Annotated in this window: 29 protein-coding genes; 7 read left to right on the top strand and 22 right to left on the bottom strand. The window is 41.4% G+C overall.

Annotated elements, in window-relative coordinates; translation table 11 throughout:
• Positions 1 to 39 precede the first annotated feature (39 nt).
• Together N7U62_RS13835 and N7U62_RS13830 are read right to left on the bottom strand one after the other, a co-directional pair.
• Positions 40 to 1,128: a YARHG domain-containing protein gene (locus N7U62_RS13835; RefSeq protein WP_264138577.1), complete on the bottom strand. Its 1,089-nt coding sequence runs from the start codon at positions 1,126 to 1,128 to the stop codon at positions 40 to 42.
• Between the two features lie 74 nt (positions 1,129 to 1,202).
• The gene (locus N7U62_RS13830) at positions 1,203 to 1,766 is read right to left on the bottom strand and encodes a hypothetical protein (RefSeq protein ID WP_264138576.1); all 564 of its coding nucleotides are present in this window, start codon (positions 1,764 to 1,766) and stop codon (positions 1,203 to 1,205) included.
• A gap of 581 nt (positions 1,767 to 2,347) precedes the next feature.
• On the opposite strand from N7U62_RS13830, the gene N7U62_RS13825 reads away from it, so the two are divergent.
• Positions 2,348 to 3,274 carry an aldo/keto reductase gene (locus N7U62_RS13825; RefSeq protein WP_318840685.1) on the top strand — a complete coding sequence of 309 codons (927 nt, stop codon included), beginning with the start codon at positions 2,348 to 2,350 and terminating at the stop codon, positions 3,272 to 3,274.
• A 37-nt stretch (positions 3,275 to 3,311) separates the two neighbouring features.
• On the opposite strand, the gene N7U62_RS13820 is transcribed toward N7U62_RS13825, so the two are convergent.
• The 5 genes from N7U62_RS13820 to N7U62_RS13800 form a co-directional block, all read right to left on the bottom strand.
• Positions 3,312 to 4,175, bottom strand: a complete 864-nt coding sequence (locus tag N7U62_RS13820; RefSeq protein ID WP_264138575.1) for a hypothetical protein — start codon at positions 4,173 to 4,175, stop codon at positions 3,312 to 3,314.
• Positions 4,176 to 4,279: 104 nt separating this feature from the next.
• Positions 4,280 to 5,011, bottom strand: a complete 732-nt coding sequence (locus N7U62_RS13815; protein WP_264138574.1) for a hypothetical protein — start codon at positions 5,009 to 5,011, stop codon at positions 4,280 to 4,282.
• A 4-nt stretch (positions 5,012 to 5,015) separates the two neighbouring features.
• Entirely contained in the window at positions 5,016 to 5,321 is a 306-nt protein-coding gene (locus N7U62_RS13810; RefSeq protein WP_264138573.1) for a type II toxin-antitoxin system RelE/ParE family toxin, read from the bottom strand.
• Positions 5,321 to 5,533, bottom strand: coding sequence for an addiction module protein (locus N7U62_RS13805; RefSeq protein ID WP_264138572.1), 213 nt, complete (start codon positions 5,531 to 5,533; stop codon positions 5,321 to 5,323). Before N7U62_RS13805 ends, N7U62_RS13810 begins: the two co-directional genes overlap by 1 nt.
• A gap of 134 nt (positions 5,534 to 5,667) precedes the next feature.
• Positions 5,668 to 6,162, bottom strand: a complete 495-nt coding sequence (locus N7U62_RS13800; RefSeq protein WP_264138571.1) for a thioredoxin family protein — start codon at positions 6,160 to 6,162, stop codon at positions 5,668 to 5,670.
• 200 nt (positions 6,163 to 6,362) lie between these two features.
• On the opposite strand from N7U62_RS13800, the gene N7U62_RS13795 reads away from it, so the two are divergent.
• Positions 6,363 to 6,563, top strand: a complete 201-nt coding sequence (locus N7U62_RS13795; protein WP_264138570.1) for a CsbD family protein — start codon at positions 6,363 to 6,365, stop codon at positions 6,561 to 6,563.
• 49 nt (positions 6,564 to 6,612) lie between these two features.
• On the opposite strand, the gene N7U62_RS13790 is transcribed toward N7U62_RS13795, so the two are convergent.
• From N7U62_RS13790 to N7U62_RS13775, 4 genes are all read right to left on the bottom strand, one after another.
• Positions 6,613 to 7,740, bottom strand: coding sequence for a sensor histidine kinase (locus N7U62_RS13790; protein ID WP_264138569.1), 1,128 nt, complete (start codon positions 7,738 to 7,740; stop codon positions 6,613 to 6,615).
• Positions 7,741 to 7,861: 121 nt separating this feature from the next.
• Positions 7,862 to 8,710: an HAD-IIA family hydrolase gene (locus tag N7U62_RS13785; protein WP_264138568.1), complete on the bottom strand. Its 849-nt coding sequence runs from the start codon at positions 8,708 to 8,710 to the stop codon at positions 7,862 to 7,864.
• Between the two features lie 4 nt (positions 8,711 to 8,714).
• Positions 8,715 to 9,758 carry an aminoglycoside phosphotransferase/kinase family protein gene (locus tag N7U62_RS13780; protein ID WP_264138567.1) on the bottom strand — a complete coding sequence of 348 codons (1,044 nt, stop codon included), beginning with the start codon at positions 9,756 to 9,758 and terminating at the stop codon, positions 8,715 to 8,717.
• A complete protein-coding gene (locus N7U62_RS13775) occupies positions 9,759 to 11,111 on the bottom strand; it encodes a glutamine synthetase family protein (RefSeq protein ID WP_264138566.1) in 1,353 nt (450 codons plus the stop codon). It abuts the gene before it with no gap.
• A gap of 149 nt (positions 11,112 to 11,260) precedes the next feature.
• Here N7U62_RS13775 and N7U62_RS13770 point away from each other — a divergent pair, with 149 nt between their 5' ends.
• The 5 genes from N7U62_RS13770 (at position 11,261) to N7U62_RS13750 (ending at position 15,649) form a co-directional block, all read left to right on the top strand.
• Complete coding sequence (locus N7U62_RS13770; RefSeq protein ID WP_264138565.1) at positions 11,261 to 11,926, top strand: TetR family transcriptional regulator C-terminal domain-containing protein; 666 nt, start codon at positions 11,261 to 11,263, stop codon at positions 11,924 to 11,926.
• A gap of 62 nt (positions 11,927 to 11,988) precedes the next feature.
• Complete coding sequence (locus N7U62_RS13765) at positions 11,989 to 13,332, top strand: ABC1 kinase family protein (protein ID WP_264138564.1); 1,344 nt, start codon at positions 11,989 to 11,991, stop codon at positions 13,330 to 13,332.
• 2 nt (positions 13,333 to 13,334) lie between these two features.
• Positions 13,335 to 13,844, top strand: coding sequence for an SRPBCC family protein (locus N7U62_RS13760; RefSeq protein WP_264138563.1), 510 nt, complete (start codon positions 13,335 to 13,337; stop codon positions 13,842 to 13,844).
• A gap of 90 nt (positions 13,845 to 13,934) precedes the next feature.
• Positions 13,935 to 14,852 (top strand): tellurite resistance TerB family protein, encoded by a 918-nt coding sequence (locus tag N7U62_RS13755; RefSeq protein WP_264138562.1) that lies wholly within the window; start codon positions 13,935 to 13,937, stop codon positions 14,850 to 14,852.
• A gap of 89 nt (positions 14,853 to 14,941) precedes the next feature.
• Positions 14,942 to 15,649 carry a YebC/PmpR family DNA-binding transcriptional regulator gene (locus N7U62_RS13750; RefSeq protein ID WP_264138561.1) on the top strand — a complete coding sequence of 236 codons (708 nt, stop codon included), beginning with the start codon at positions 14,942 to 14,944 and terminating at the stop codon, positions 15,647 to 15,649.
• Between the two features lie 59 nt (positions 15,650 to 15,708).
• On the opposite strand, the gene N7U62_RS13745 is transcribed toward N7U62_RS13750, so the two are convergent.
• The 11 genes from N7U62_RS13745 to N7U62_RS13695 all read right to left on the bottom strand — a co-directional run bounded on the left by N7U62_RS13745 (position 15,709) and on the right by N7U62_RS13695 (position 22,560).
• Entirely contained in the window at positions 15,709 to 16,098 is a 390-nt protein-coding gene (locus tag N7U62_RS13745) for a DUF3887 domain-containing protein (protein ID WP_264138560.1), read from the bottom strand.
• Positions 16,099 to 16,108: 10 nt separating this feature from the next.
• Positions 16,109 to 16,651 (bottom strand): hypothetical protein, encoded by a 543-nt coding sequence (locus N7U62_RS13740; RefSeq protein ID WP_264138559.1) that lies wholly within the window; start codon positions 16,649 to 16,651, stop codon positions 16,109 to 16,111.
• Positions 16,638 to 16,934 carry a DUF2089 family protein gene (locus tag N7U62_RS13735; protein WP_264138558.1) on the bottom strand — a complete coding sequence of 99 codons (297 nt, stop codon included), beginning with the start codon at positions 16,932 to 16,934 and terminating at the stop codon, positions 16,638 to 16,640. The genes N7U62_RS13740 and N7U62_RS13735 overlap by 14 nt, the downstream gene beginning before the upstream one ends.
• Before the next feature lie 127 nt (positions 16,935 to 17,061).
• Positions 17,062 to 17,520, bottom strand: coding sequence for a carboxymuconolactone decarboxylase family protein (locus N7U62_RS13730; RefSeq protein ID WP_264138557.1), 459 nt, complete (start codon positions 17,518 to 17,520; stop codon positions 17,062 to 17,064).
• Positions 17,521 to 17,597: 77 nt separating this feature from the next.
• Positions 17,598 to 18,191 (bottom strand): Crp/Fnr family transcriptional regulator, encoded by a 594-nt coding sequence (locus N7U62_RS13725; protein WP_264138556.1) that lies wholly within the window; start codon positions 18,189 to 18,191, stop codon positions 17,598 to 17,600.
• Positions 18,188 to 18,505: a DciA family protein gene (locus N7U62_RS13720; protein WP_264138555.1), complete on the bottom strand. Its 318-nt coding sequence runs from the start codon at positions 18,503 to 18,505 to the stop codon at positions 18,188 to 18,190. Before N7U62_RS13720 ends, N7U62_RS13725 begins: the two co-directional genes overlap by 4 nt.
• Complete coding sequence (locus N7U62_RS13715; protein WP_264138554.1) at positions 18,502 to 19,314, bottom strand: zinc-dependent peptidase; 813 nt, start codon at positions 19,312 to 19,314, stop codon at positions 18,502 to 18,504. Before N7U62_RS13715 ends, N7U62_RS13720 begins: the two co-directional genes overlap by 4 nt.
• Before the next feature lie 47 nt (positions 19,315 to 19,361).
• The gene (locus N7U62_RS13710) at positions 19,362 to 19,679 is read right to left on the bottom strand and encodes a type II toxin-antitoxin system RelE/ParE family toxin (protein ID WP_264138553.1); all 318 of its coding nucleotides are present in this window, start codon (positions 19,677 to 19,679) and stop codon (positions 19,362 to 19,364) included.
• Positions 19,676 to 19,924, bottom strand: coding sequence for a hypothetical protein (locus tag N7U62_RS13705; RefSeq protein ID WP_264138552.1), 249 nt, complete (start codon positions 19,922 to 19,924; stop codon positions 19,676 to 19,678). Before N7U62_RS13705 ends, N7U62_RS13710 begins: the two co-directional genes overlap by 4 nt.
• 133 nt (positions 19,925 to 20,057) lie before the next feature.
• Positions 20,058 to 21,605 (bottom strand): glycine--tRNA ligase, encoded by a 1,548-nt coding sequence (locus N7U62_RS13700; RefSeq protein WP_264138551.1) that lies wholly within the window; start codon positions 21,603 to 21,605, stop codon positions 20,058 to 20,060.
• Positions 21,606 to 21,777: 172 nt separating this feature from the next.
• Positions 21,778 to 22,560: a DUF1338 domain-containing protein gene (locus N7U62_RS13695; protein WP_264138550.1), complete on the bottom strand. Its 783-nt coding sequence runs from the start codon at positions 22,558 to 22,560 to the stop codon at positions 21,778 to 21,780.
• Between the last annotated feature and the right edge of the window lie 81 nt (positions 22,561 to 22,641).

Raw genomic sequence — 22,641 nt, 5'->3', positions numbered from 1 at the left:
TGGTCTTAGCATCCGCTAAGACCAGTGGAGGAATCCCTTTTAGAATTCGATGAGGAATGGGACATCATTTTTATCACTTCCTAATAACCTTCCTTTGATAATTGGGATGTCTGCTTGAGTTTTTTGTCCAGTTGATTCATTGATGAATTCTACATGAATTGTAAGGTCATTGATCTCAGAAATAGACTGGGCAAAGTTGTTGCCCCATAGGTCAATTTTGTTGTTTGATGGGTTGATTTTATTTTGAGGATTAGAACTGCTAATGGTAATTTGAGGTGTAAAATACCAAATGATACCTTCCTTATCTTTTTCATTATTAACTCGAAAACTGACGGAATTAACATTACCATCTAATGTAGCTAGATGCAACTTTCCAATATCCTGTCCTTCAGCTTCGGTATCTGCATAACTATAGCCTATGAATAATTTAATTTTGCTATTGGGAATTTCTACATGAAAGCACTTTTCGTTGTAGGTCAAAAAGGGTGTTTTTGAATCATAGCTGTATAGCTGATTGAAGTTTTCAGCACCGCAGCAGCCAAAAGTGGTGGCCTGGTAGTAGTTGCATTGAAACTGCAGGTTGTTGACGTAGTTAGTAGTTTCCCAATATGGCTTGTTAAGTTCTGAAGTTTCAGCATAGACCACAGTAGGGACCTTTTCTCCACCAACAATAGTTCTTTCTACAGTTTTCTTAATTGTACCCAGCTTGCAATGAGAATGAAAGGTCACCTCTTTGATTTTTTCTAAACGATCTCCTGTTTCGGGATCACTAGTAATTCTATGATAAACCGTTGATTTATTCTCATAAAGTGCAGGTTGGGATTGTTGCTGGGCTAGCTTTTCGAACTTCAGTATACGTTGAATATTAATTTTATCTACTTCAGTGAGTTTACTTTCAACATTTGAATTTTTAGGAGAATACCAGGGTTTAGTACTGAAATATTCTGTTAGTTTCTCTGATTTGAATATGTAACCATAACGCGCAAAAATTTCATTTCTCATTAATCTAAGTTCTTCCTCAGCTTTTCCCTTTAATACAAATTCTGGTATTAGTTGCTGGTCAGGTGTGGATTGAGCCCATAGAACAGCTGGGGCAAGTAGAACAAAAAGCAGGATATAATGTTTCATTGATTGGTAAGTTGAATTCTAAATTTATTTAGTCTTATCTGAAGACCAAAATTCTAAGTTGGTCTTAGCATACGCTATGCCCCATTAACTTGATCTATCTCTGATGCACTGACATTCGACTTGCCCCAAAGTATTTCTTTGCCATAGGGGAAATTGTCATATAGTTCAATTTTAAGAAATTTAGCAATCGCTACTCCAGCTTGGATCTGACTTTTCTTGGAGCCAGAATCAGAAATTCTGATTTTTCCATTTTTTGATGTTTTAAGTTCAAGAAATCCATCGTCCGAGTCTGTATTGATTTTATAATTGATTTCTACAGCTTCAATATCATCCAAGTGTGCCATGCGTGTTTCATTCAACCATAATTCGTTTAATGATCGGTCGAAATGAAAATATTCTCTCATAAGAAGGTTCTTCATTTCCTTTATTAATTTGGGAATCATGAGTAGAGGTAGAAGATAAATCAGTACCAGGTATTGATTGAATGCTATGACTTTTTCATAAGTGAAGTTGAAAATCACAAAAACGACAAAAAGAACCGAGAGTAGTAATAACAGTAGGTTCTTAGTTGCTCCAATATTTGAAATAGATACTGTTAATTTATTATCTCTTTGCTCGATTTTAAAGTGGTTAGTCATGGTGCTTTTTTGATGTCTCAAGATATAAAAGCAATATAACAAGGAAAATGAAGCAATCAGTTTCAACCTGGTCTTGGCGCCCGCTAAGACCTACATTGATGAGAGCTTCCGCTCGATGGTAAAAATATTAATTCTAAGTCACCTATTATCATTACTTACCCACCTCAGAAGTGAGCCTTCCGAGCAAATAGCTCGGAGTTTGCTCCTCTGAACAAGGAAGCCCGGCCTTTTTACTCGACGTTTGGTGACCTGATGTACCCACCCCCACTGCGAAGGTGCAATGCTCGAGTGTTTTGCTCGGGATTTGGAGATCAGAACTCCAAATTCCGAGTTCTGAAGTACCCCTCCCCACTTCAAAGGCTCAAGTTCCGATCTTTTTACTCCAAATTTGGACCTTTTTGCTCGGCATGCCGAGCATTTAGCTCGGAGTTTCGAGTTCGGAGGCCGGATTGATCGGGACTGAGGTGGGGAATCGAGATTTTGCGTAGAATTGATTTTTTCAGAATGTTGAATCGCTGTATTCCTGATTATTCATTGGCGACTTAACCCGACCTTGATTAACTTGAATCAAAATCAAGCACATGAAAGACGCTAAATATACTGCCACTCGATCCAGACGTCAGTTTCTGAAGAATGGGGCTACTCTGGCTGCCTCTAGTTTTTTGATCCCAGGTTTTACCTCAGCCTTAGCATTTGATACCACGGCTGCCATACCATCCGTCACGCTCAACAATGGCACGAAGATGCCCATCCTTGGTTTTGGGACGAACACTCTGAAAGGAGAAATCGGAATCAACTCGGTCGCTCATGCGATTCGATCTGGCTACCGACTGATCGATACGGCCACCATCTATGGCAATGAGCAGTTCGTAGGTGAGGGGATCAAACAGTCAGGAATAGACAGAAAGGAACTTTTCGTCACTACCAAAATGTGGGTGGACGACTACCCAGACCCCAAGGCGGCTTTCGAGACTTCCCTGAAAAAACTACAGACCGACTATGTCGACCTCTATCTGCTGCACAGACCCCGTGGTGCTGTGAAGAAGGCCTGGCTGGCCATGGAGAAACTCTACAAAGAAGGTAAGATCAAAGCCATCGGGATCAGCAACTTCGAACCGAAACAAATCGAAGAACTCCTGAGCTATGCTACAGTGAAGCCGGCAGTCAACCAGATCGAAACCCATGCTTTTTATCATCAGTATGAGGCGATACCAGCGCTCAAATCTCTAGGTATTCAGCATGAAGCCTGGTCGCCATTGGCCGAGGGTAGAAACCAGATTTTCAGCAACGAGGTACTAGCCAGGATCGGCAAGCAATACAACAAAAGCAATGCTCAGGTGAGCCTTCGCTGGCATTATCAGCGCGGCATAGTGGCCATCCCCCGGTCTTCTAATCAGGCACACATCAAGGAAAATCTGGAGATCTTTGATTTTGAATTGAGCGAAAAGGATTTGAAAATGATGGAAGGCCTGGATCTTAATAAGACGCAGTTCCCTGAGTGGGGGTGATTATGTGCTAAGGACTTAAAGCACATGTTAGGCTCTGTTAATTTTTATGTAGTTTCTCAATGATTTGGTCAATGTCATAGCCTTCATAAACCAAGTTATGCAGTTCTTCCAAATAGGCCAGAAGGTTCAGTTTTTGTTGGATTATTAGTCCCTTTGTTCTACTGAAAATGTGAAAAAATTCATCTGGTGTTATAGGCATTCCCTTGCTAACAATTATATCTAGAAAGTTAGTTACGTTAACCTCAAAGTTGCTTCTTTCTTTGATATAATATAGAGAACGAAAGAAATCCAGTGACATATTCAAATTAGTTTGATAGATAATTTTAATGTATTCGATATTCTTGATTGCTTCAGGCATTTTATCAATCGGGACTTTCATAAAAGCTAGAAATTTGACAGCCTCAGCTCTTCCGAGTCCGCCGAGCACATTGTGCTTAGTATTAATCTTTGTTACTTTTTGAAGAGCCTTGTAAATCGCATTATGATTTTTGAGATCAAAAAAATTTGCAGCCATTTTTAATTCAGATTCAACTTTAGCAGCTAACGAAATTGAAGAGATTATGAAAATAATTGCGTGAAACCCAAGATAAAAAGAAAAGAACAATATGGATTTGTAAGAATCCCATGTTGCTGAAAAAACGGTTAGTAAGCCGAGCATAAATGTTAATAATGTTTCTCCATATTTCTTTGTGTTAGCATATATGATAATCGAAACGAAGGTCACTAAAAATGACAATGCAAATGTCATTTTTGTTGGGGAAGAACTAAAGTAGTAGAATACTGTCCACAAAAGACCTATTACTATGAATACTAGCAAAGGAAATTGTCGCACCAGTCTGCCTAAAACATTGTTGAATGCAAGTATTACATGTTTAAGGTTGTTTCCTTTTTCTTCAGCCATATACAATTGAGTGTAATAAAATAATAAATTGAACTATGCACTTTATTCGTAAGATAATAAGTGAAAGGTGAATCTGCTTAGTTGACATCTTTCTCATAATGGACTTAGATCACTTTTGATTTCACTTTCTCCAATATATCGTCACACTTGCTTATGTATTTTTCTACTTGGTCATAAGCCATTTTATAGTATTCATTTGACTTGGTTGCCAACATCCTAAAACTTTTCATGGCCACTTGTTGCGTTGAAAACTGAATCAAATCTTCGAAGACAATGACCTCTCCTTTTAAAGCAGTGATTTCAGTGGATAAGTCTGAAATGATCTTTTGAAACCCTAAAGTTTCATTTTTGAACTCGTCGAGTTTTGATTTAGCGTCAGGATGGTTCACTAGCTTTTCCCAACTCAAAAACATCAAAGCATCTTTTATTCCTTGCTCGGCTTTAAGAACCAGGTTCTTATAAGATTTACTCTTGCGTTCCAGCTTCAACCAACGCTCTTTTTCTGTGAGGAGGGAATTTAAGTTGGGGTTAAGCGGAGATGCTACGCTTATTAATTCCTTCTCAACAGTCTTCTCCAACTTTTTCAGTTGAGGTTTAAGGTCTCTGGCTCTCTTTTCGAGGGCATCTAATTCATCGCACATCTTATTTACAGATATGACAAGAGCTCTATTACCTCCTAGATATCCGCTGAAAAAAGAGTCTTTCCAGCTGTACTTTGATTCCCCTTCGTCAATTGCCTCGTTTAATCTGGGGATTTGTGATTCAATTCTTTCTAACTCTTCCTTGAGTGCCCTCTCTTGAAGGATGGATTCTTTTAGTTTGGTTGATATGTTCATTTTGTTAGTCTGATTTTCTTCCCTTCCAGGTTTTAGGATCGCGCCGCGTATGTAGTACAGCATGTACGGTGACGATTTTGTTGGACTTATCAACGGTGAAGTGTATCATGTAGGGATATTTTTTGACTGGTAGGCAATGCACGTTATCATATCTGATTTGAAAGGATGGTTGGGTTTTTAATACGTTGAAGGAATTTTTTACTTGTGCATGAAACTTCCTCCCCAATCCAGATTTTTGCTCATTGTACCATTCGATACTTTCTTGAATGTCTTCATAAGCTTCCGGTTCAAGGCGAATTTTAAACGTCATCAGTCTAGTTTGAACTTGTCCTCAACCTCTTCCCAGTCTAATAGTCTGTCAGGGTTTGATTTTGATAATTCGATTCGCTCTCGGACGATGGCCTTGTGTTCTTCAGGTATGTCCATTTCAGCATCAGGCTCCAGATCGAACCCCAGATTATGGACAAGCTCCATGAAGAATTGGTATTTATTGTCTGGAATATTTAGAATGACCTTTTTCATAATACAATTTATCAAAATTGTCTCAAATGATAGTTTTCTATGTTCAGCGTCTTGAAACGATCAGCTGACAAAAATAGTCTTGGTGATTGAATAAGGTGGACAACTATCGAGAATTAAGGTGCCTGGTGTTGTATCTAAGCACAAAACCTCTCCAATCCATCCAGCGTCAGCGGTCCGGCATGGCGCTTTACTTCCTGGCCTTTTTCGATCAGGACAAATTGGGGGAGGCCTTTGATCTTGTATTCTTTCATTACTTTGGGGTGGAGATCTCCGTTGATCTTGATGACGGTGATATCCTCGCTGCTGGCGGCAAACTCTTCGATCATCGAGCCCATCATCACGCAGGGACCACACCAGCTGGCCCAGTAATCCAGCAGCACTTTGTCATGGCTCTGAAGCAGGGTGTCCAGAGATTCCTTTTTCAGTTCGATCAGTCCTCCCGTTTCTTTCTTAGATCGAAACAGGCTGGCTATGCCCCTTAGTGGCATAGTGAATGCAGCATACATCGTCGAACTCATGAATAGCACGAAGGCCAGAAAATAATGAATTCCATTGATCAGGCTTTTGTCTTGCTGAAAATTGGCTTCAGATTGATTTTGATAATCGATGAGACGAGTTCTGATCTTCATGCCCCGAAAATAAGGACTCCCGCAGAAAGTGCCAAGTGAGAGGTCTTTTACCCTGGCAGGTGTGGATTAACCTATACAACCTGTGGCATTACCACACGCTTTTGCCCCGGTCCAACCCGTCTGATTGCATAGAAAGGGGCTGGCACAGTCTTTTCTACTATATAAGTGAAATTAGATAATCACCTAAAACAACAAACAATATGGAATTACAATTAGAAGCAACTAAGAATATAATTAAAGGTAAGTTGAAAGAGAAGTTCGGAGAGTTGACAAACGACGATCTGAAAATGCTCGAAGGTACGAATGAGCAAATCATTGGTAAGCTAGAAAAGAAGTTGGGTAAAGAAGGGGATGATTTGCTGAACGAAATTAATGACTGGCTTCAAAGTAAAACCCTATAATAATTTGCCCAATAGTTAGCCTAAAGGACGGATCCCCTCCGTCCTTTTTTTATGTCTTATTTTTGGCGGTTTGAGGGATCAGGATTTCAAAAGCGGTTCCTGAACCTAATTTACTTTTAACAATGATGCGACCTCCGAGCTGTTCGGTTAGGCTCTTGATGATGGATAGCCCCAGACCATTGGAGTGTTCGCCGGCAGTAGGTCGGGCAGACAAACGGGTAAAGGGCTTGAACATCTTTTTCTGATCGGCCGAGCTGATCCCGGGCCCTTCGTCGCGCAGGGTGATTCTTACCTTTTCTTCTACGGGAGTGATGTCCAAATAGACATTCTTGCCTGCATCCGAAAACTTCATGGCATTGGACATCAGGTTGTCCATGATACGCGATAGCAGACCCTGATCGGTTTTCATATTTAGCTCCTTGTATTTGCCAGAGATTTTGAGGCTCTGATTTTTAGCCGCCAGTGGTTTGGTAAAGTTACTCTTCCAGTTGGTGATGAAATCCACCATCGTAAAGCTCTGAATTTTCAGCTGAGGATCCATCGATTTGGCCTTGTTGATGTCCAGAAGGTCACGGATCATTTCATTGCCTCGTCCTACTACAGTTCTGATTTTGGCGATGTATTCTTTCTGTTCCTCGTTCAGGTTGTCGTCCATAGAGACCAACTGTATCAGGCCTTCGATGTTGTTGAGTGGAGTGCGGAGGTCATGGGCTACCACACTCATCATACCGTCCTTTTCACGGTTGAGGTCGGCCATCTTTTCGTATGAGGTACTCAGGTGAGCAAAGGCTTCCTCGATGGCCATGTTCTTGATTTTGATCTCTTCGTAGGCCTTTTGTAGTTCTTCGGATTTGGTCTGCAGTTCTTCCTTTTGCCTGATGATTTCCTGGGTACGCTGATCCACCTTGCGTTGTAGGACCTTGCGCTGGATGTTGATCCGACGAAAAAACTGCTTGACAATTAGATACAGCCCTGCCAGACAAAAGATGGCCAGGAGGGTAAACAGTAAATCAAAATTTTCGTCCGTGGTACGCGCATATTCATCCAGACTCGGAGGCTCGGGTCTCTGTGCGAGATCATCCAGGTCAGAACATAGCGCGACATACCCTCTGGTGATCCAGAGCAGTAGGGTGTCTAATGCTATATGCCAAAGAGTATAAATGGTGCTAACGAACATAACTTTCTGCGAATACTAAGGTACGGGGTAATACAGATGTTATGTGAATTCAAGCTTCCAAATTAATAGAAAAAACTGGCAAGCAAAGATTTTGCAGGTTAAGAATTAGAAAAATTTGGGACTAGTAAACGACCGCCGAGTGACACACATAATCTGGCAATATCCCCATGGCCTTGATACGGTCCATGTATTGTTCTTTTAGGGTATTACCTGTCAGTACCAGCGCCGTATCGATTCCAAACTTGTTGCCCCCAATGATGTCCGTGTAGAGCGTGTCGCCTACCATTAGAATTTTTTCTTTTCCTACCTCAGCACCCCCTCTGGTATGCTCATAGGCGAAAATGAACATACTGGAATCTGGCTTTCCGAACTTGATAAATTTTCTGCCGGTGATTTTTTGAACCATATCAGCGATACTACCCACAGCTATAGCTACCATGCGTTCGGACACTGGATAGGATTTGTCTGTATTGGCAACCATCACAGGGATGTTTCGGATGCGTAGCAGGTTGATCACCTTATTTAGATCCTCTCTCCAGTCGAAACCTTCGTCATCCAGAAACACTAGCGCGTTCACATCATCGATATGATTGAGGTCCAGGTCTGCGATGGATAGTGCTTTGAGTCCGGTTTCTTCCAGGTAGTGGGCAGATTGTTTGGTGCCCAGATAGGCGACCTTCCCGTCCTTTACTTTGGTGCGGAGATACTCTCTGGCGAGCATGCCAGAGGAGATGATTTTTTCTTCGTTGATCATCGAGAATCCCGCGTCCTGATAGCTCTTGGCCAGCAACTTAGGGCCTCTTGAGGCATCATTGGTCAGGATATAAAAGTCAATATCATGTTTGATGAGATACTCAAATGTTTTTTCGATATGTGGGATCATCCCACTGCTGTTTTTCAACACTCCGAAAGCATCAAAAAACACGATATCGTAGTTCTTTACTACATTTTTAAATTCCTGAATCTCCATGTTTTTATAAGTCTAGCGCATTTAAAAGTTTGTCCGCATCAAAGTTGTCGATCTGCGGAAGATAGATTTCGTAAGCTTCCCGCTGAAGCTTGGTGGCGTAGACTTCATGGAAGAAGTAGCGCCCGTCTTTGATGACATAATTGAGTATAAAGAAACGGTATGCTTCTTTGATAAACAAAATTTCGTTTCGGGTAAGTGGATAAATCTTGTGGTATTCTTTGAGGAAAAGTACAAAGCGGTCTTCATTGACCGGATCGATCAGGTAGCTAAACTCCTCCCTGTCACCGATGGTGGAGCATACCCGGCTAAAGAAGTAGAAGTCCATGATTCGGGAACTCATCCGGAACCAGTCATAGTCCCATCGAGAAAAGAATTTTCCATTTCGATCCAGAGAAAAATTGCCAATGTTCCAATCGACAAAAACCGGAATGGCTGGCCAGCTATCGGCATCCAGTTCGTCCATGTTTTTGTGAAACAAGTCAATTTGGTATTGGATGGTCTCGATGTTGCCACGGTGTTCGTACTGACCGTCCTCCGTTTCCAAAATCTGTAGCAGGTGATCCAGGTCGCTCCTCAGGGTTTTGGACCAGGAAGGCAGGATATTGCGAATCGAAAAGCAGGCCTTGTGGAATTTGGCCAATTGTTTACCCAGATTCTTGATTTGATCTTCTTCTAGAATCTTAGGAAGCAATTTTTTGATTTTGATCGGGTTGTAAAAAACCACCCAGGCGTCTATTATAGGATCTTTGTGCCTATGGGTGAACAAGGTGTTGCCCTTGGTCAGGGACCGAGAGATGAACTTGTCGTAGGGATCAGGCAGGTTGATCGACATGGAGTTGACCAGCGAGTGATCTTCCAAAAAATTGTCGAATGTGCCAAAGTAGGAAAGTTTGGCAATGATGATCGCACCGGTTTCCAGCTTCAGTTTGAAGACATGGTTGGTGGATACGCGTGCACTGATATCGTTGATAGATACAACTTCTCGTGAGTTGTCGTATTTCGCCCAGGCTTCCAGGACGATTTCGTTAAAATTGAGCTGTCGGTTCATTTATATGATTTCGAAATATCTTTTGAGTTCCCAGTCCGAAACAGAGGAAACATATTCATTCCATTCGTGATCTCTCGTTACAGCAAAGTGGGAGATGAAATCTTCTCCTAATATCTCCTTGGCCAGTTTCGATCTTTTCATGGCGATGTTGGCGTCATGGAGATTGTCAGGTAGGCTTTTCAAGCGCCCATTGCTATAGGCATCCCCTTCGAATGCAGGGGTGTCTAGTCGTAGGTTGTTTTCTATTCCGTAAAGTCCAGAAGCCAATCCTGCAGCCATAGCCAGATAAGGATTGACATCTGCTCCTGCTACCCGATGCTCGATGCGAGTCGTTTCTGGTCGGTCGTTGAGGATACGAAGGGCCGTCGTACGGTTGTCAAATCCCCAGGTCAGGGTAGTGGGAGCCCAGGCACCTTCAACCAATCGCTTGTAGCTGTTGACCGTAGGAGCAAAGAACGGCATCAGGTATGGAAGCGCCTCCATTTGTCCAGCCAGAAAACTTTCCATAAGCGGACTCATATGGGGTTTGGCTTTCTGATCGTAAAAAACATTTTTGCCATTCTCATCTAGCAAGCTCTGGTGCATGTGACCTGAGCAGCCTGGTAGGTTTTGATTCCATTTAGCCATGAAACTTGGCGTGATGTCATATGGGTGGGCGATTTCCTTGATGGCCGTTTTGAATAGAGCTGCCTTGTCGGCGGCTTTCAGTATCGCGTCTTTTTGAATGGCCGCTTCGAATACTCCAGGACCTGTCTCGGTATGCAGTCCCTCCAGTTTGATATCAAAGGCCTCACAGAGATCGAAAATATCATTGAAATAGTTGCTGCCCTGTGCAATCCGAACCAGAGAGTAGCCAAACATCCCATCAAAAATAGGTTGAGGTTGTGGCTTCAGGGCACTTTGGTTATTGGCCTCTGACTTGTGAAAGTTGAACCACTCGAACTCCAGAGCATATTGTGGGAAGTAACCCATTCCTTCTGCTTTGGTTACTATTTTTTTAAGGAGAGAGCGAGGACAAACGGCTTCCATTTTGTCGCCGGCAGAATAATCTGCCAAAAAGAAAGGTACATCATTGTCCCATGGGATAGGACGAAAACTCTCCAGGTCAATTTTTGCTATGCCATCCGGAAAACCTCTTTCCCAGCCTGTGATGCTGGATTTGTTGTAGAGTTTGTCGGCACTGTCCCAGCCATAAACCACGTCGCAAAAGCCGTATCCGTGATCTAGATTATCAAAAAACTTGTCTTTATGTATGTACTTGCCTCGCAAAACACCGTCTATATCTATGATGGCAAATTTTACCTTGTTGCCCGGGTGTTCTTTGACTGCTTCTATGATTTCCTTATTTGTCATGGGTATTGGATTTGACTTATGGTCGAAGTTAGGCAAAATTGAGACGTCTGACCTAGCGTAGAAATGGAAATTGATAAGCAGAAAAATGTTTAAAATATCAAACCAAAAGATAAACAAATAACGTATACCATAACTAAAAGCCTAGAAATATGACAACTGCCACAAAATCAAAGAAGAAAAAAGCAGGAAGATCAGAGATGATTTCGCACTATATGAACAGTGTCCTGGAGCACGAAAGAGCCCCGGTTTCTGTCTTCAAATTTTGCAAGGAGCTTAAAATTTCAGAACAAGATTTTTATCAGGAATTCGGAAGCTTGGAGTCTTTGAAGAAAAGTATCTGGACGGCCTTTTTTGAGCAGACCCTGGAGGTCATGCAAAAGTCTGAGGAATATGCCGGCTATGGCAGCAAAGAGAAGTTGCTAGCGCTCTATTTCACGCTATTCGAAATTTTAACGCTGAACAGAAGTTATATTCTGCAGACCACCGAGCAGCCCAATATGATTGGAAATAACCTGCCTGATCTGCAAGATTTTAGAGTTCATTTCAAGAAGTACCTGTCCTCACTAGAAATTCCTAAACAAGTAGAGCAGGAAAAAATCAACAAAGTATCTGGTAAAGCAATCGAAGAATTGGGCTGGGGACAGTTTCTGCTCGTGCTGAAATTTTGGATGACGGATGATTCTCCGGGATTCGAAAAGACAGATATATTGATAGAGAAGACCATTAATTCTGCTTTTGAATTGGTGGATATTCGACCTGTCAAAGGCGTGATTGATCTGGCCAAGTTTCTGATCAAAGAACGTTGGAAAAACTAGTATACCGTAAATATTTTTTTCAATCAAATTAGGCGCAAAGTCTACACATCTAAAAAGGATATATGAAATCAATTGATAAGATCCCAGTGGGGAAAGTGAGTCGTGCGAGCAAACTTATCTCCACGGGTTTGAAGGTAGGAACCAACCAGCTGAAGTATTATGGAGATCGATTGATCAATCCTGAGGATGCCAGAGAGCGATTGAATGAAAAAAATGCGGAGGACATTTACAATAGCCTGTCCCAGCTGAAAGGTAGTTCACTTAAGGTGGCTCAGATGCTCAGTATGGACAAGAATGTCTTGCCAGAAGCCTATGTGGAGAAATTTAGTCTGGCTCAATTTTCTGTACCCGCGCTTTCTGCGCCTTTGGTCAATAAGACTTTTCTAAAGTACTTCGGTCAGCGGCCTCAGGAGCTTTTCGATGAGTTTGTGTCGGAGGCATCTCATGCAGCGAGTATTGGTCAGGTGCACAAGGCTGTGAAGGACGGCAAGGAGCTAGCGGTGAAAATTCAATATCCCGGTGTGGCGGAGAGCATCTCTTCGGATTTGGCTATCGTAAAGCCCATCGCCAAACAAATGTTTAATCTGAAGGGTGGGGATACGGAGCGATATTTTCGTGAGGTAGAGTCCAAGTTGCTAGAAGAAACTGATTATGTGTTGGAGCTCAATCGGAGTTTGGAAATCACCCAGGCTTGTTCGGTGATCCCTCATTTGCGCTTTCCTAATTACTACAAGGATTGGTCTAATGAGCGAATCATTACTATGGACTGGATGCATGGTACGCATCTTTCGGCATTCGAAAAGTCCAATCAGGCCCAAGCTCTGGCAGATCAATTGGGGCAGACGCTTTGGGATTTTTATATGTACCAGATCCATGTACTGAGAAAAGTGCATGCAGATCCGCATCCGGGTAATTTTCTCGTAAATGATCAAGGGGAATTGGTTGCCATTGATTTTGGTTGCATTAAGGAGATTCCGGAGAGTTTTTATACGCCTTATTTCGAACTCGCTGATTATGAAAACATTCACAACGATGAATTGTTTGAAGCGAAATTGTTCGAACTAGAAATATTGAAAAAGGAGGACAGTGCCGAGGAGCATGCTTTCTTTAAATCTTTCTTTCAGGAGTTGTTGGCCTTGTTTACTACACCACTTCAGTCAGACTCGTTTGATTTCAATAATGCGGATTTCTTTAACAAAATAGCTGAAAAGGGTCAACAAATCTCGAAAGACAAGGCTTTCAGAAAATTCAATCAAAACAGAGGGTCTGAGCATTTCATTTATATGAACAGAACCTTCTTTGGGCTTTACAATTTGCTCTTTGCATTGAAGTCTAATGTGAGAGTGAAGGACTTTGTGAAATACAGTCCAGATCCCAATCTGCCCATCATTAAAAAAGCATCGTAATCATGGTAAGTATCAAAAGGCATTCTGGAATCTACACGCTTGAGGTCAAGCAGTTGGTAAACACAAGCATGCAAGAGGCTTGGGAGTTTTTTTCTACTCCTCGGAATCTGGCCAAAATAACCCCGGCACATATGGGTTTTCAGATAACGTCGGATAATGTAGACGAAATGCATGTAGGGCAAATTATTACTTATCAGGTTGGGATTTTGCCAGGAATCAAAAGCTCATGGGTTACGGAAATCACTCATGTAGCGCCCGGAAAATTCTTTGTAGACGAGCAGCGATTTGGGCCCTATGCGATGTGGCACCACGAACATATTTTTGAAGAGAAGGAGGGACAGGTTTGGATGACAGATAGGGTTTCGTACAAGCTACCCTTTGGGTTTTTGGGTCATTTGATGCACGGTTTATTCATCAAAAAACAGCTTTTAGGTATCTTCAATCATCGGTTTCAGACTTTGGAATCTTATTTTGGAGAGAACGCAAAGGACTCACTTTCTCAGAGCGCCTAGAGCAAAACCTATATTCTATAGCAAAGCAAGGATTGTATTCGCGTTTTTTTGATTAATTTGTGTTACTAATAATTATTCAATCAACAGGAAATGACGCAGAAATACATCAAGGAGCTAATAGACAGCATAGCAACAGCCAAGAAGAAAAGAAAGGCGGATGCATTGTCTGCTTATGAGACAGGAATGGAATTGATCTTTCAATCCAAACCAAAGTATGATGCGCTCAAAGAAACTTTTGGTGAAACTGAGCCTGAATTTCGCGTATTGGCCAACGAATTGGCTACTGAGGTGCTTCAGTGTGGTATTGATTATTTCAAGGCCGTTCAGAATAACAGCAATTTCAGTGGGGAAAATGCGCTTGAGATATTGCGCAGCGCCAATGAGTTTGCGCTAGAGATGCAGATCAAGTCCCGAATAGAAGATAATATTCAGGGAGTGAAAGACTGGGTTTCTAATCAGGCGATGCAGGAGAGCCAAAGCAGGATTTACAATTTCCCTTCCATTGCATTCAAGACGGCATTTTCCTTCATGACTTGTGATGGTCATATCGATAAAAATGAAATAGCCCTGATCCGAAAGCTAGCTGCAGAAAGTGAGCTTTTCGGTAACATCAATGTTGATGAAGAATTAGAATTTTTAATTGAAGTGATCAACCGATTAGGGATGGGCTTCCTTAAGGATTATTTCAAAGTTTTGAAGAATGCTCATTTGACTCAGGATCAGGAATTGACATTGGTGCAGGTTGCTATGGATACTCTGAATGCTGATGCGAGAGTAGACTACAACGAAATCAAATTTTTCAGAATCTTCAGGACTCTGCTTACCATCAGCGACGATCAAATCAGAGAAAGAATCCCTTCTATCAGTGAGGATTTTCTCGAAACAGATATTTTCTCAAAAGCTTATTTGGATCAATTGTTTGACGACTATTTCGAGCATGCCAGTATTCCAGTCTTTTCTAAAATTTTGCTGGAGTCTAAGGCCAAATACGTCGAACCGGACCTGTAGTATACGATTTCCTTTCGCTTTACTTATCTGATTGGTATTAGATAATTTTCCTTCGTTATATATTTGCGTTTTTAATCAAAAGACTAAAAATGGGAAGAGCATTTGAATTTAGAAAAGCCAGAAAGCTCAAGAGATGGGGCCAGATGGCAAAGACCTTTACTCGCATAGGCAAGGACATCGTAATCGCGGTAAAAGAAGGTGGACCTGATCCCGATACGAATGCTCGTTTGAGAGCGGTCATGCAAAATGCCAAGGCCGCCAATATGCCCAAGGAGAATGTGGAGCGTGCCATCAAGCGTGCCACAGACAAAGAGCAGGGTGACTATAAAGAGACTTTATTCGAGGGCTATGCTCCTCATGGTATAGCAGTGCTGGTAGAAACCGCCACCGACAACAACAATCGTACTGTAGCCAATATCCGCAGCTATTTCAATAAATGTAATGGCAACCTGGGTACCTCAGGTTCAGTAGAGTTTATGTTTGATCATACTTGCAACTTTAGACTAAAGAGCGAGGGTCTGGATGCTGAAGAGCTGGAGCTAGAGTTGATCGACTATGGTGCAGAAGAGGTGTTCGAAGATGAAGACGGAATGATGGTCTATGGTGGTTTTGCTGACTTTGGTTCGTTGCAGAAGTACTTCGAAGAAAACAACATTGAGATTCTTTCTTCAGGTTTCGATCGTATCCCACAGACGACAAAAGAATTGACCGAAGAGCAGCAGGAAGATGTGAATAAGCTGCTTGAAAAAATCGAAGAAGATGATGACGTGCAAAACGTCTATCATACTATGGCTTAAATAGTAAGTCTCTTAGAAAAGAGAAAAGGGAGGGCTCATTTGAACCCTCCCTTTTTTTGTTATTTGGCATTGGTAGGAACCAGAAATAGTCCGGCTACCTTGTCCGCATCATCAAATACGACCTTGAGTTTGAAGGGTGATTGTTCGAATTTCAAAATGGTATAAACTACTCGGTAGCCTTGTATGGTATCGGTAGTCACATCGCCCTTGGACTGATAGCTCCCTAGTTGGGTGCTAAGGCCATTCCAGACTTCCTTAAGTTGCTGGGCTTGAAGTGCGGCTGTCATTTGATCATTGAAATCTGATCTGGCCGCTTCGAAATCGTTTTTGATCAAATTGTCCAGAATCTTATCTGAAACTTCAATTAATTCATCTTCTCCCTCAATAGTGGCATTGGCACATTGGAAGAACAAAAGTGAGGCAAATAAAAATAGGCTTGTGGTTTTCATAACAGTTGAATTAAAGAATGATTAAATAAATTTTCTTCATGAATAGGAGCATCAGTAGCTCCGTACTGATTGTAGTGACAGCAAAAGTGATCCATAGATGCTTTCCCTTCAAATTGGCACTGATCCGTATCGCATGATACAGCAGTATCATCGACCAGGCAAGGCAAATAATAATAAGCGGAAGCACGATGGCTTGCCATAATTCGTATGGCATGCCGGTTGCACCCAGATATCCACCTAATGCCAGCAGAACATATGGAGCCCTTGATAAACTAACAGTGCCTAGTAGATCTATGATTCTAAAGTTGGCTTTGAAAATGAATGCCATTACACTGCTCAGTAAAAACAGGGCTATGGCAGCTGCTCCTATTTCCGCCACTGGAACAAATGGCCCATTCGATACGGTGTACAGCGTCTTGATCAGATCAGGAAAGTGCGCGCCATTGTGACCTGCGAGGGTTCCTGCCAATCCTATGGAAACAAATCCAATAACAAGCGCCTGAACGCCCGCTATTCGTTCGAAAGGATTGATTAAAAGTTTAGGATTCATCATCGGAATTCATGGCTTTTTCTAAGGCTTTCACCTTGTTGATTAGATCATCCAATTTGTTTCTCAGTGTCGGATAACTCACCTTGTGCTGTTTGGCCATTGTATTGAGTTTTCCGCTTTCTTTAAAGAAGTCCAAAATGAAAGCTTGCTCATCAGGCAGTAGATAATTAAACAATGGCATACTGTACTTTCCATTGACTCTGGTGTCGCATGCTGAACACTCCAACTCAGTAACAAGTAGGGTGTTTTCACAGCTCGGACATTTACCTGGTATTTTGGCTTTCATTGAATAAATATCTCATTTGTTTTAATAAAGTTAAAGTAAAGTTTAATAAAATTAAAATATAAGAGTGGATTATTAATAAATGAGGGGTAGGAATTGAGATGGCCCAGCAGAGCCATCTCAGTTGATATCAAGCATATTGTCCTACTTCGTATTTACCCGCTGGTATACCAAAGGTTTTCATCAGACGATTCCAGCTATTGATTTGCACAACAGCCAATGTCAATATTGATATCTCTTCTTTATCAAAATGATGTTCGAGTTGGGAATAGATGTCCTCCCTCAATGCTCCTTGGTGTGTGAGAGTGAGATTTTCTGCAAATCGAAGTACAGCCATCTCTTCAGCGTTAAAAGCAGCTGATTCCTCCCATGCGGCCAGCATACTCAATCGGGTAGCTGATTCGCCTGCCGCTATGGCCTCCTTGTAATGCATATCCAAACAATAAGCACATTGGTTGATCTGTGAGACTCTAAGGTTGATGAGCTTGAATAGTCCATGATCGAGTTTTGATTCATGTAGCAAGTTTTGATTGGTAAACATGCCTTTGAACAAATCCTGGTGTGCTTCTTGAAAACTAATTCTTTGCATAATTGTAATGGTTTTGAATGAAAAATATGTTTTGATTCAAAACTGCATCACATGAGTCAGGCATTTCTTAATCTAAATTAAGAACCTTCTTCCATCAATTTTTTTCTGATTTTGCTCAGAGACTCTGGAGTCATCCCCAGATAGGAGGCCAGCATGTACTGAGGGACCCGTTGTAGAAAGGGCGTGTTTTTAGTAGCAAAGTGCTTGTAGATTTCTTCAGCCGTCAGCGTAAACATATACTGCATGCGCCGCTGGTCTGCGGTGTGCCGCTTTTCTAGTATGACTCGAAAATAGTGGTTGATTTCTGGATGTTGTTCTATTAGCTGATCGAAATTCGATCTGCTGAGGCAAAGCAGCTCAGAGTCTTCCAGAGCTTGAATATTGAGTTGGCTTATCTGCTGATTGCTGAAGTTATCGTAATCTGTCATCCACCAGTTCTCTATCCCAAAATTGAGGATTTGCTCCGTACCCTTGGGGTTGATGAAATAGGATCGCATGCATCCTTTGGAGATGAAATAGAGATAATGACACGGATGTCCTGCAGTCAGTAGATGTTGTTTTCTTGTTAGCTTCTTTGAGCTAAAGAATTTTTCAAGTTGATGGGTAGAGAGTTTGAATCCCTTGGGAGAGAATTGAGCGATGTGATCTGACAGTTGCTCAAGGGCGTTCATACAAACAGTACCTGATTGATGACTTTTCTGCCAAAGTCCTCGTTGATTCTGTCTACAATTTTTTGCTTGGCACTGTTAAGTTCGTGCTTCAAGGGGGCAGAGGAAAGTGTTACGATCAACACATCTTTTCTCATTTCTATATTAGAGGTACGATTGGCGATTGGGGCACCCATGATCCTTTCCCATCGGGTGATGAGACTGGCCTGGTCAAACTTGTCTTCAATGTTGTATGATTTCAGCATGGCCTCCATCAAGTCCTTCATGGTGACTGTCTTTCTTTTGCGTTCTGCTGCTGGATGGACTCTTTTTTTCATGGACGTAATGGATCTTGGTGCAAAAGTAACGCTAACAAGGTGTACAGTTGTGGTAATTCTTGCTGAAAGGCTTCGGGACGTTCAAAAAAGTTTTCCACAGCCACAGCAAAGAACTCCTCAAAGTCTGTAGCAGCATAGGCACGAAAAAAAGTACTCACTCCACTTTTAATCTTTTCTATTTCTTCACCGGCATGGATTCGCCATTGCTGCTGGATATTGTCATCCAAAAAACCGAACTCATTGTTTCTGATCAGATTTTCAATTCGCAATGCGTGGGCCATTTCATGTAGTCCGAGATTTCTTCCATCTTTTTCATCCAGGTATCCATCTACAAAATGCCGCCATGATAGCACGATGGCCTTTAGACGAGGGTTGACTTCACCTCTGTGGTATTTTTTGCTGATGGTAGAGTAGTAGTCGTTTGGGTAAACCAGGATTCTGGTAAAGTAGGAGAGAGCGACATTGGGAAAACCAAAAGTTAACTGAACTGCGCATGCAGCAATCAGTACTTTCATGTCTTCTCTTACTTCTTTCATTTGTCTGGGGATGAATTCTTTTTGATGAAGGAAGCGTTGCACTCTGTATTCAAATATTTTCTGCTTTTCGGGAGGCAGCTTTACATAATAAGAAAAGTATTTTTTCAGGATCGCTTTTCTCTCTCGACGTAGTGGGACGGGTACGCCGGGTAAGTAGATGCCTAAATTGAATTTTCTTGTAAGAACCAATGACAATAGAAAAACCATTGTAACGGCGAACATTAAAAGAGCGCCCATTCCACTGCCTTCCTGGCTGGCTTGAAGTAAAATCATAGTTTTAAATATAAGTCAAGAGACATTGATTCAAGAAATCGAAAGTGTTAAAAGGTTTGATGCCTATCAATTAAGCTGTCAGGATCTTGGCGTGTATCAAAAAAATCAGTTATGATAATTCTGGATTCCTCAATTAGATATATTATTTTAAAATGTTTGATCAATATAATATACCTATGGCCTTGATTTAGGGAGGAAAGCAAATTTTCGACCTGTCCTCTTTGATAATTTTTACTTAAGCTGTGAGCTTTTTGGATGAATTCTGTTCTTAAATTTTCTACATAGGAGTGGGCACCTACAGAACTATAATATTCACAAATGTTTTTTAATGCTTTTTTAGCCGGGTCGGTTATAAATACTTTCACAGAAGCCAGTCTTTTGTTTCCTTTTCCAGGTCATCTATGCTAGTGATTTTGCCTGCTTCTATGGCCTTATTAGATGCTTTGGCTCTTTGTATAAGGTCTGATTGATTGATTGATTTTCCTTCAGAGGTAGTGCCCACGATGTTTTTAGTCTCATTCAATAGAACCTTAATTTGTTTAATCAAGTTTTCGTCTTGCAATTGGGTCAATTGCTCTATTAAGCGAAGTTTTTCTGATTGTATGTCCATCTGTAATAATTAACGTTAGTTAAAGTTAACGATTTCTGATATCATAATAGGGAGCCTTGCTTTAGTTACCATATATAAAAAAAGCGCCTGCTTTATTCAAACAGACGCTTTGATGTTTTTTTGTTAGCCTCTCTTAGAGAGATTTCAAAAGTGGTTTCAAGTCCACTGCATTTTCGATTTCAGAAACTACCTCCTGGATAGAAACTCGTTTTTGTTCCATCGAATCACGCTCTCTGATGGTTACTGTTCCATCTTCCAGTGTCTGGTGATCGACAGTGATACAGTATGGGGTGCCGATAGCATCCTGTCTTCTGTATCTACGTCCAATGGCGTCTTTGCCGTCGTACTGCACATTGACAGAGAACTTAAGCTCATTCAAAATCTCACGGGCTTTTTCTGGCAATCCGTCTTTGTTTAGCAATGGCAAAACAGCAGCTTTTACTGGAGCTAATACTTTTGGTATTTTCAAAACAGTACGCGTGCTGCCATCTTCTAGTGTTTCCTCTTCGTACGAATTGGAAAGAATAGCAAGGAACATCCTGTCTAATCCGATGGAAGTTTCTACCACGTAAGGAACGTATGATTTTTCTTCTTCAGAATCAAAGAACTGTAGTTTTTTGCCACTGTACTCTTCATGTGCTTTCAGATCAAAATCTGTACGAGAGTGAATACCCTCAAGCTCTTTGAATCCCATTGGGAAATTGAATTCAATATCACATGCTGCATTGGCATAGTGAGCCAAATTCAAGTGGTCATGGAACCTGTAGTTCTCTTCTCCCAGTCCCAATGACCTGTGCCAGTTCATTCGTTTTTCTTTCCAGTTTTCATACCATTCCATTTCGGTACCTGGCTTTACGAAAAATTGCATTTCCATCTGCTCGAATTCACGCATTCTGAAGATGAACTGTCTGGCAATGATTTCATTTCTGAAGGCCTTTCCAGTCTGAGCGATACCGAATGGCAGCTTCATACGTCCTGTTTTTTGGACGTTTAGGTAGTTGACAAAGATCCCTTGAGCGGTTTCTGGTCTCAAGTAAATTTTGCTGGCACCATCGGCTACAGACCCTAGTTCTGTAGAGAACATCAGGTTGAACTGACGAACCTCTGTCCAGTTTTTAGAACCGCTTACAGGGTCAGCTATGCCTAATTCTTCGATCAGAAGCTTTAGATCCTCAAAGTTTTCTTCTTCAATATCTTTTTTGAATCGCTCATTGATGGCATCTATCTTTTCCTGGTTCTGCAGAACTCTGGGATTGGTTTCTTTGAATTGAGCTTCATCAAAATCATCACCGAAGCGTTTGGCCGCTTTGGCAACTTCTTTATCGATTTTAGCTTCGATTTTAGCCACATGCTCCTCGATCAAAACATCGGCACGGTAGCGTTTCTTAGAATCCTTGTTGTCGATCATAGGATCGTTAAAGGCATCTACGTGACCAGAAGCTTTCCAGGTAGTAGGGTGCATGAAGATAGATGCATCGATACCTACGATGTTTTCATGCATCTGCACCATGGCTTTCCACCAGTATTCTCTGATATTTTTCTTCAGCTCGGCACCATACTGTCCATAGTCGTAGGTAGCACTTAGGCCATCATATATTTCACTCGATGGGAATACATATCCATACTCTTTGGCATGGGATATTATTTTCTTTAGCTCGTTTTGATCTTCATTCTTTGCCATAGCCGCAAAGATATATGAATCGACAAATGCGTGCTGTTTTTTGTCTGTTTTTTGGGAGGGAGAAAATGCCCCTGCCGGTCCTAAAAGACCGACAAGGCTAATAATGAAAAGAGTCTGTGGCTTTCGCCGTTATCATTTTGGGTCAGAGTGTTGCTTATTATCCCCTGGGCATTTATCTCGAATGAGTACTTTCAAATATTTTGTCGGCCGATTTGGCTATGAATCCAGTAAATAGTTCACCATCCTTAGAAGGATACCTTCTGGCAAATTCATAGTAACAAGACGGGATTTCATATGTCCCTTCCTGGAAACGAACCGCCTGTTTGTCCGCTAATATGCTGGATTGTTCTAATAACTGATCTGGGCTTCCTTTGATCATACCGCCAGATACATTCATAGGAAATCCTTCTTTGATCAACAGTTCATTCATTTCTTCCAGTGAATGAATGTTTTTTAGATGATTGATAAAAATCGTGAAGTGATTGGCACAAAAACCGAATACATAGGTCCATGCGGCGTACTCAGATTCTTCCAATAGCTTTTGATAAGTTTTATAGGAAGGAAATCCCCATGGTCTGGATGGAAAGTTGATTTTTCCTTTCTCTACGCTCATACACAGCCCATCTATTGTCTTTTGAAGACCCTCCGAAAACTCTTCCAAAATCAATTCACTGATAAAGATTCTAGGTGCATCGGTATCTGGGTGCTCGTAGTGCTTGGCTCTTAGTTTCTTGGCCTCAAAGTAGTATTCTCCTGACTCCTTGTATCCTAAATCTACAAAAACAGCAGCTAGCTTGTCTGTGTTGACTTTTGGGTGACCAAATGTTCGAAACGCGATGTGATCATTGACTATGTGCTCTCCACGGCCTTCTAAGATTTCGTGAATCTTTGCAGCAGACGGCGTTTTATCCACATAGTCCGACCAGCATTTTGCTATAACTTCTTTGTAACTCATATCGATAACAAAAAGAATCAAAGTCACTCATTATTTATAATATTAAGAAGTTAATGGTTTGAAATGTTGATATATGAAGTC

It is taken from the genome of Reichenbachiella ulvae (assembly GCF_025833875.1).
GTDB lineage: Bacteria > Bacteroidota > Bacteroidia > Cytophagales > Cyclobacteriaceae > Reichenbachiella > Reichenbachiella ulvae.
This window is presented reverse-complemented; position numbering and strand designations above follow the sequence as displayed.

Excerpts from the sequence above, each read along its gene's own strand:
- N7U62_RS13705 (WP_264138552.1), bottom strand. The coding sequence starts at position 19,924 with ATGGACATACAATCAGAAAAACTTCGCTTAATAGAGCAATTGACCCAA.
- N7U62_RS13835 (WP_264138577.1), bottom strand. The coding sequence starts at position 1,128 with ATGAAACATTATATCCTGCTTTTTGTTCTACTTGCCCCAGCTGTTCTA.
- N7U62_RS13715 (WP_264138554.1), bottom strand. The coding sequence starts at position 19,314 with ATGATTTTACTTCAAGCCAGCCAGGAAGGCAGTGGAATGGGCGCTCTT.
- N7U62_RS13730 (WP_264138557.1), bottom strand. The coding sequence starts at position 17,520 with ATGCAAAGAATTAGTTTTCAAGAAGCACACCAGGATTTGTTCAAAGGC.
- N7U62_RS13770 (WP_264138565.1), top strand. The coding sequence starts at position 11,261 with ATGACAACTGCCACAAAATCAAAGAAGAAAAAAGCAGGAAGATCAGAG.
- N7U62_RS13785 (WP_264138568.1), bottom strand. The coding sequence starts at position 8,710 with ATGGAGATTCAGGAATTTAAAAATGTAGTAAAGAACTACGATATCGTG.
- N7U62_RS13745 (WP_264138560.1), bottom strand. The coding sequence starts at position 16,098 with ATGAAAACCACAAGCCTATTTTTATTTGCCTCACTTTTGTTCTTCCAA.
- N7U62_RS13815 (WP_264138574.1), bottom strand. The coding sequence starts at position 5,011 with ATGAACATATCAACCAAACTAAAAGAATCCATCCTTCAAGAGAGGGCA.
- N7U62_RS13810 (WP_264138573.1), bottom strand. The coding sequence starts at position 5,321 with ATGACGTTTAAAATTCGCCTTGAACCGGAAGCTTATGAAGACATTCAA.
- N7U62_RS13735 (WP_264138558.1), bottom strand. The coding sequence starts at position 16,934 with ATGAAAGCCAAAATACCAGGTAAATGTCCGAGCTGTGAAAACACCCTA.
- N7U62_RS13740 (WP_264138559.1), bottom strand. The coding sequence starts at position 16,651 with ATGATGAATCCTAAACTTTTAATCAATCCTTTCGAACGAATAGCGGGC.
- N7U62_RS13725 (WP_264138556.1), bottom strand. The coding sequence starts at position 18,191 with ATGAACGCCCTTGAGCAACTGTCAGATCACATCGCTCAATTCTCTCCC.
- N7U62_RS13765 (WP_264138564.1), top strand. The coding sequence starts at position 11,989 with ATGAAATCAATTGATAAGATCCCAGTGGGGAAAGTGAGTCGTGCGAGC.
- N7U62_RS13805 (WP_264138572.1), bottom strand. The coding sequence starts at position 5,533 with ATGAAAAAGGTCATTCTAAATATTCCAGACAATAAATACCAATTCTTC.
- N7U62_RS13695 (WP_264138550.1), bottom strand. The coding sequence starts at position 22,560 with ATGAGTTACAAAGAAGTTATAGCAAAATGCTGGTCGGACTATGTGGAT.
- N7U62_RS13760 (WP_264138563.1), top strand. The coding sequence starts at position 13,335 with ATGGTAAGTATCAAAAGGCATTCTGGAATCTACACGCTTGAGGTCAAG.
- N7U62_RS13700 (WP_264138551.1), bottom strand. The coding sequence starts at position 21,605 with ATGGCAAAGAATGAAGATCAAAACGAGCTAAAGAAAATAATATCCCAT.
- N7U62_RS13750 (WP_264138561.1), top strand. The coding sequence starts at position 14,942 with ATGGGAAGAGCATTTGAATTTAGAAAAGCCAGAAAGCTCAAGAGATGG.
- N7U62_RS13830 (WP_264138576.1), bottom strand. The coding sequence starts at position 1,766 with ATGACTAACCACTTTAAAATCGAGCAAAGAGATAATAAATTAACAGTA.
- N7U62_RS13825 (WP_318840685.1), top strand. The coding sequence starts at position 2,348 with ATGAAAGACGCTAAATATACTGCCACTCGATCCAGACGTCAGTTTCTG.
- N7U62_RS13820 (WP_264138575.1), bottom strand. The coding sequence starts at position 4,175 with ATGGCTGAAGAAAAAGGAAACAACCTTAAACATGTAATACTTGCATTC.
- N7U62_RS13795 (WP_264138570.1), top strand. The coding sequence starts at position 6,363 with ATGGAATTACAATTAGAAGCAACTAAGAATATAATTAAAGGTAAGTTG.
- N7U62_RS13755 (WP_264138562.1), top strand. The coding sequence starts at position 13,935 with ATGACGCAGAAATACATCAAGGAGCTAATAGACAGCATAGCAACAGCC.
- N7U62_RS13720 (WP_264138555.1), bottom strand. The coding sequence starts at position 18,505 with ATGAAAAAAAGAGTCCATCCAGCAGCAGAACGCAAAAGAAAGACAGTC.
- N7U62_RS13775 (WP_264138566.1), bottom strand. The coding sequence starts at position 11,111 with ATGACAAATAAGGAAATCATAGAAGCAGTCAAAGAACACCCGGGCAAC.
- N7U62_RS13800 (WP_264138571.1), bottom strand. The coding sequence starts at position 6,162 with ATGAAGATCAGAACTCGTCTCATCGATTATCAAAATCAATCTGAAGCC.
- N7U62_RS13790 (WP_264138569.1), bottom strand. The coding sequence starts at position 7,740 with ATGTTCGTTAGCACCATTTATACTCTTTGGCATATAGCATTAGACACC.
- N7U62_RS13780 (WP_264138567.1), bottom strand. The coding sequence starts at position 9,758 with ATGAACCGACAGCTCAATTTTAACGAAATCGTCCTGGAAGCCTGGGCG.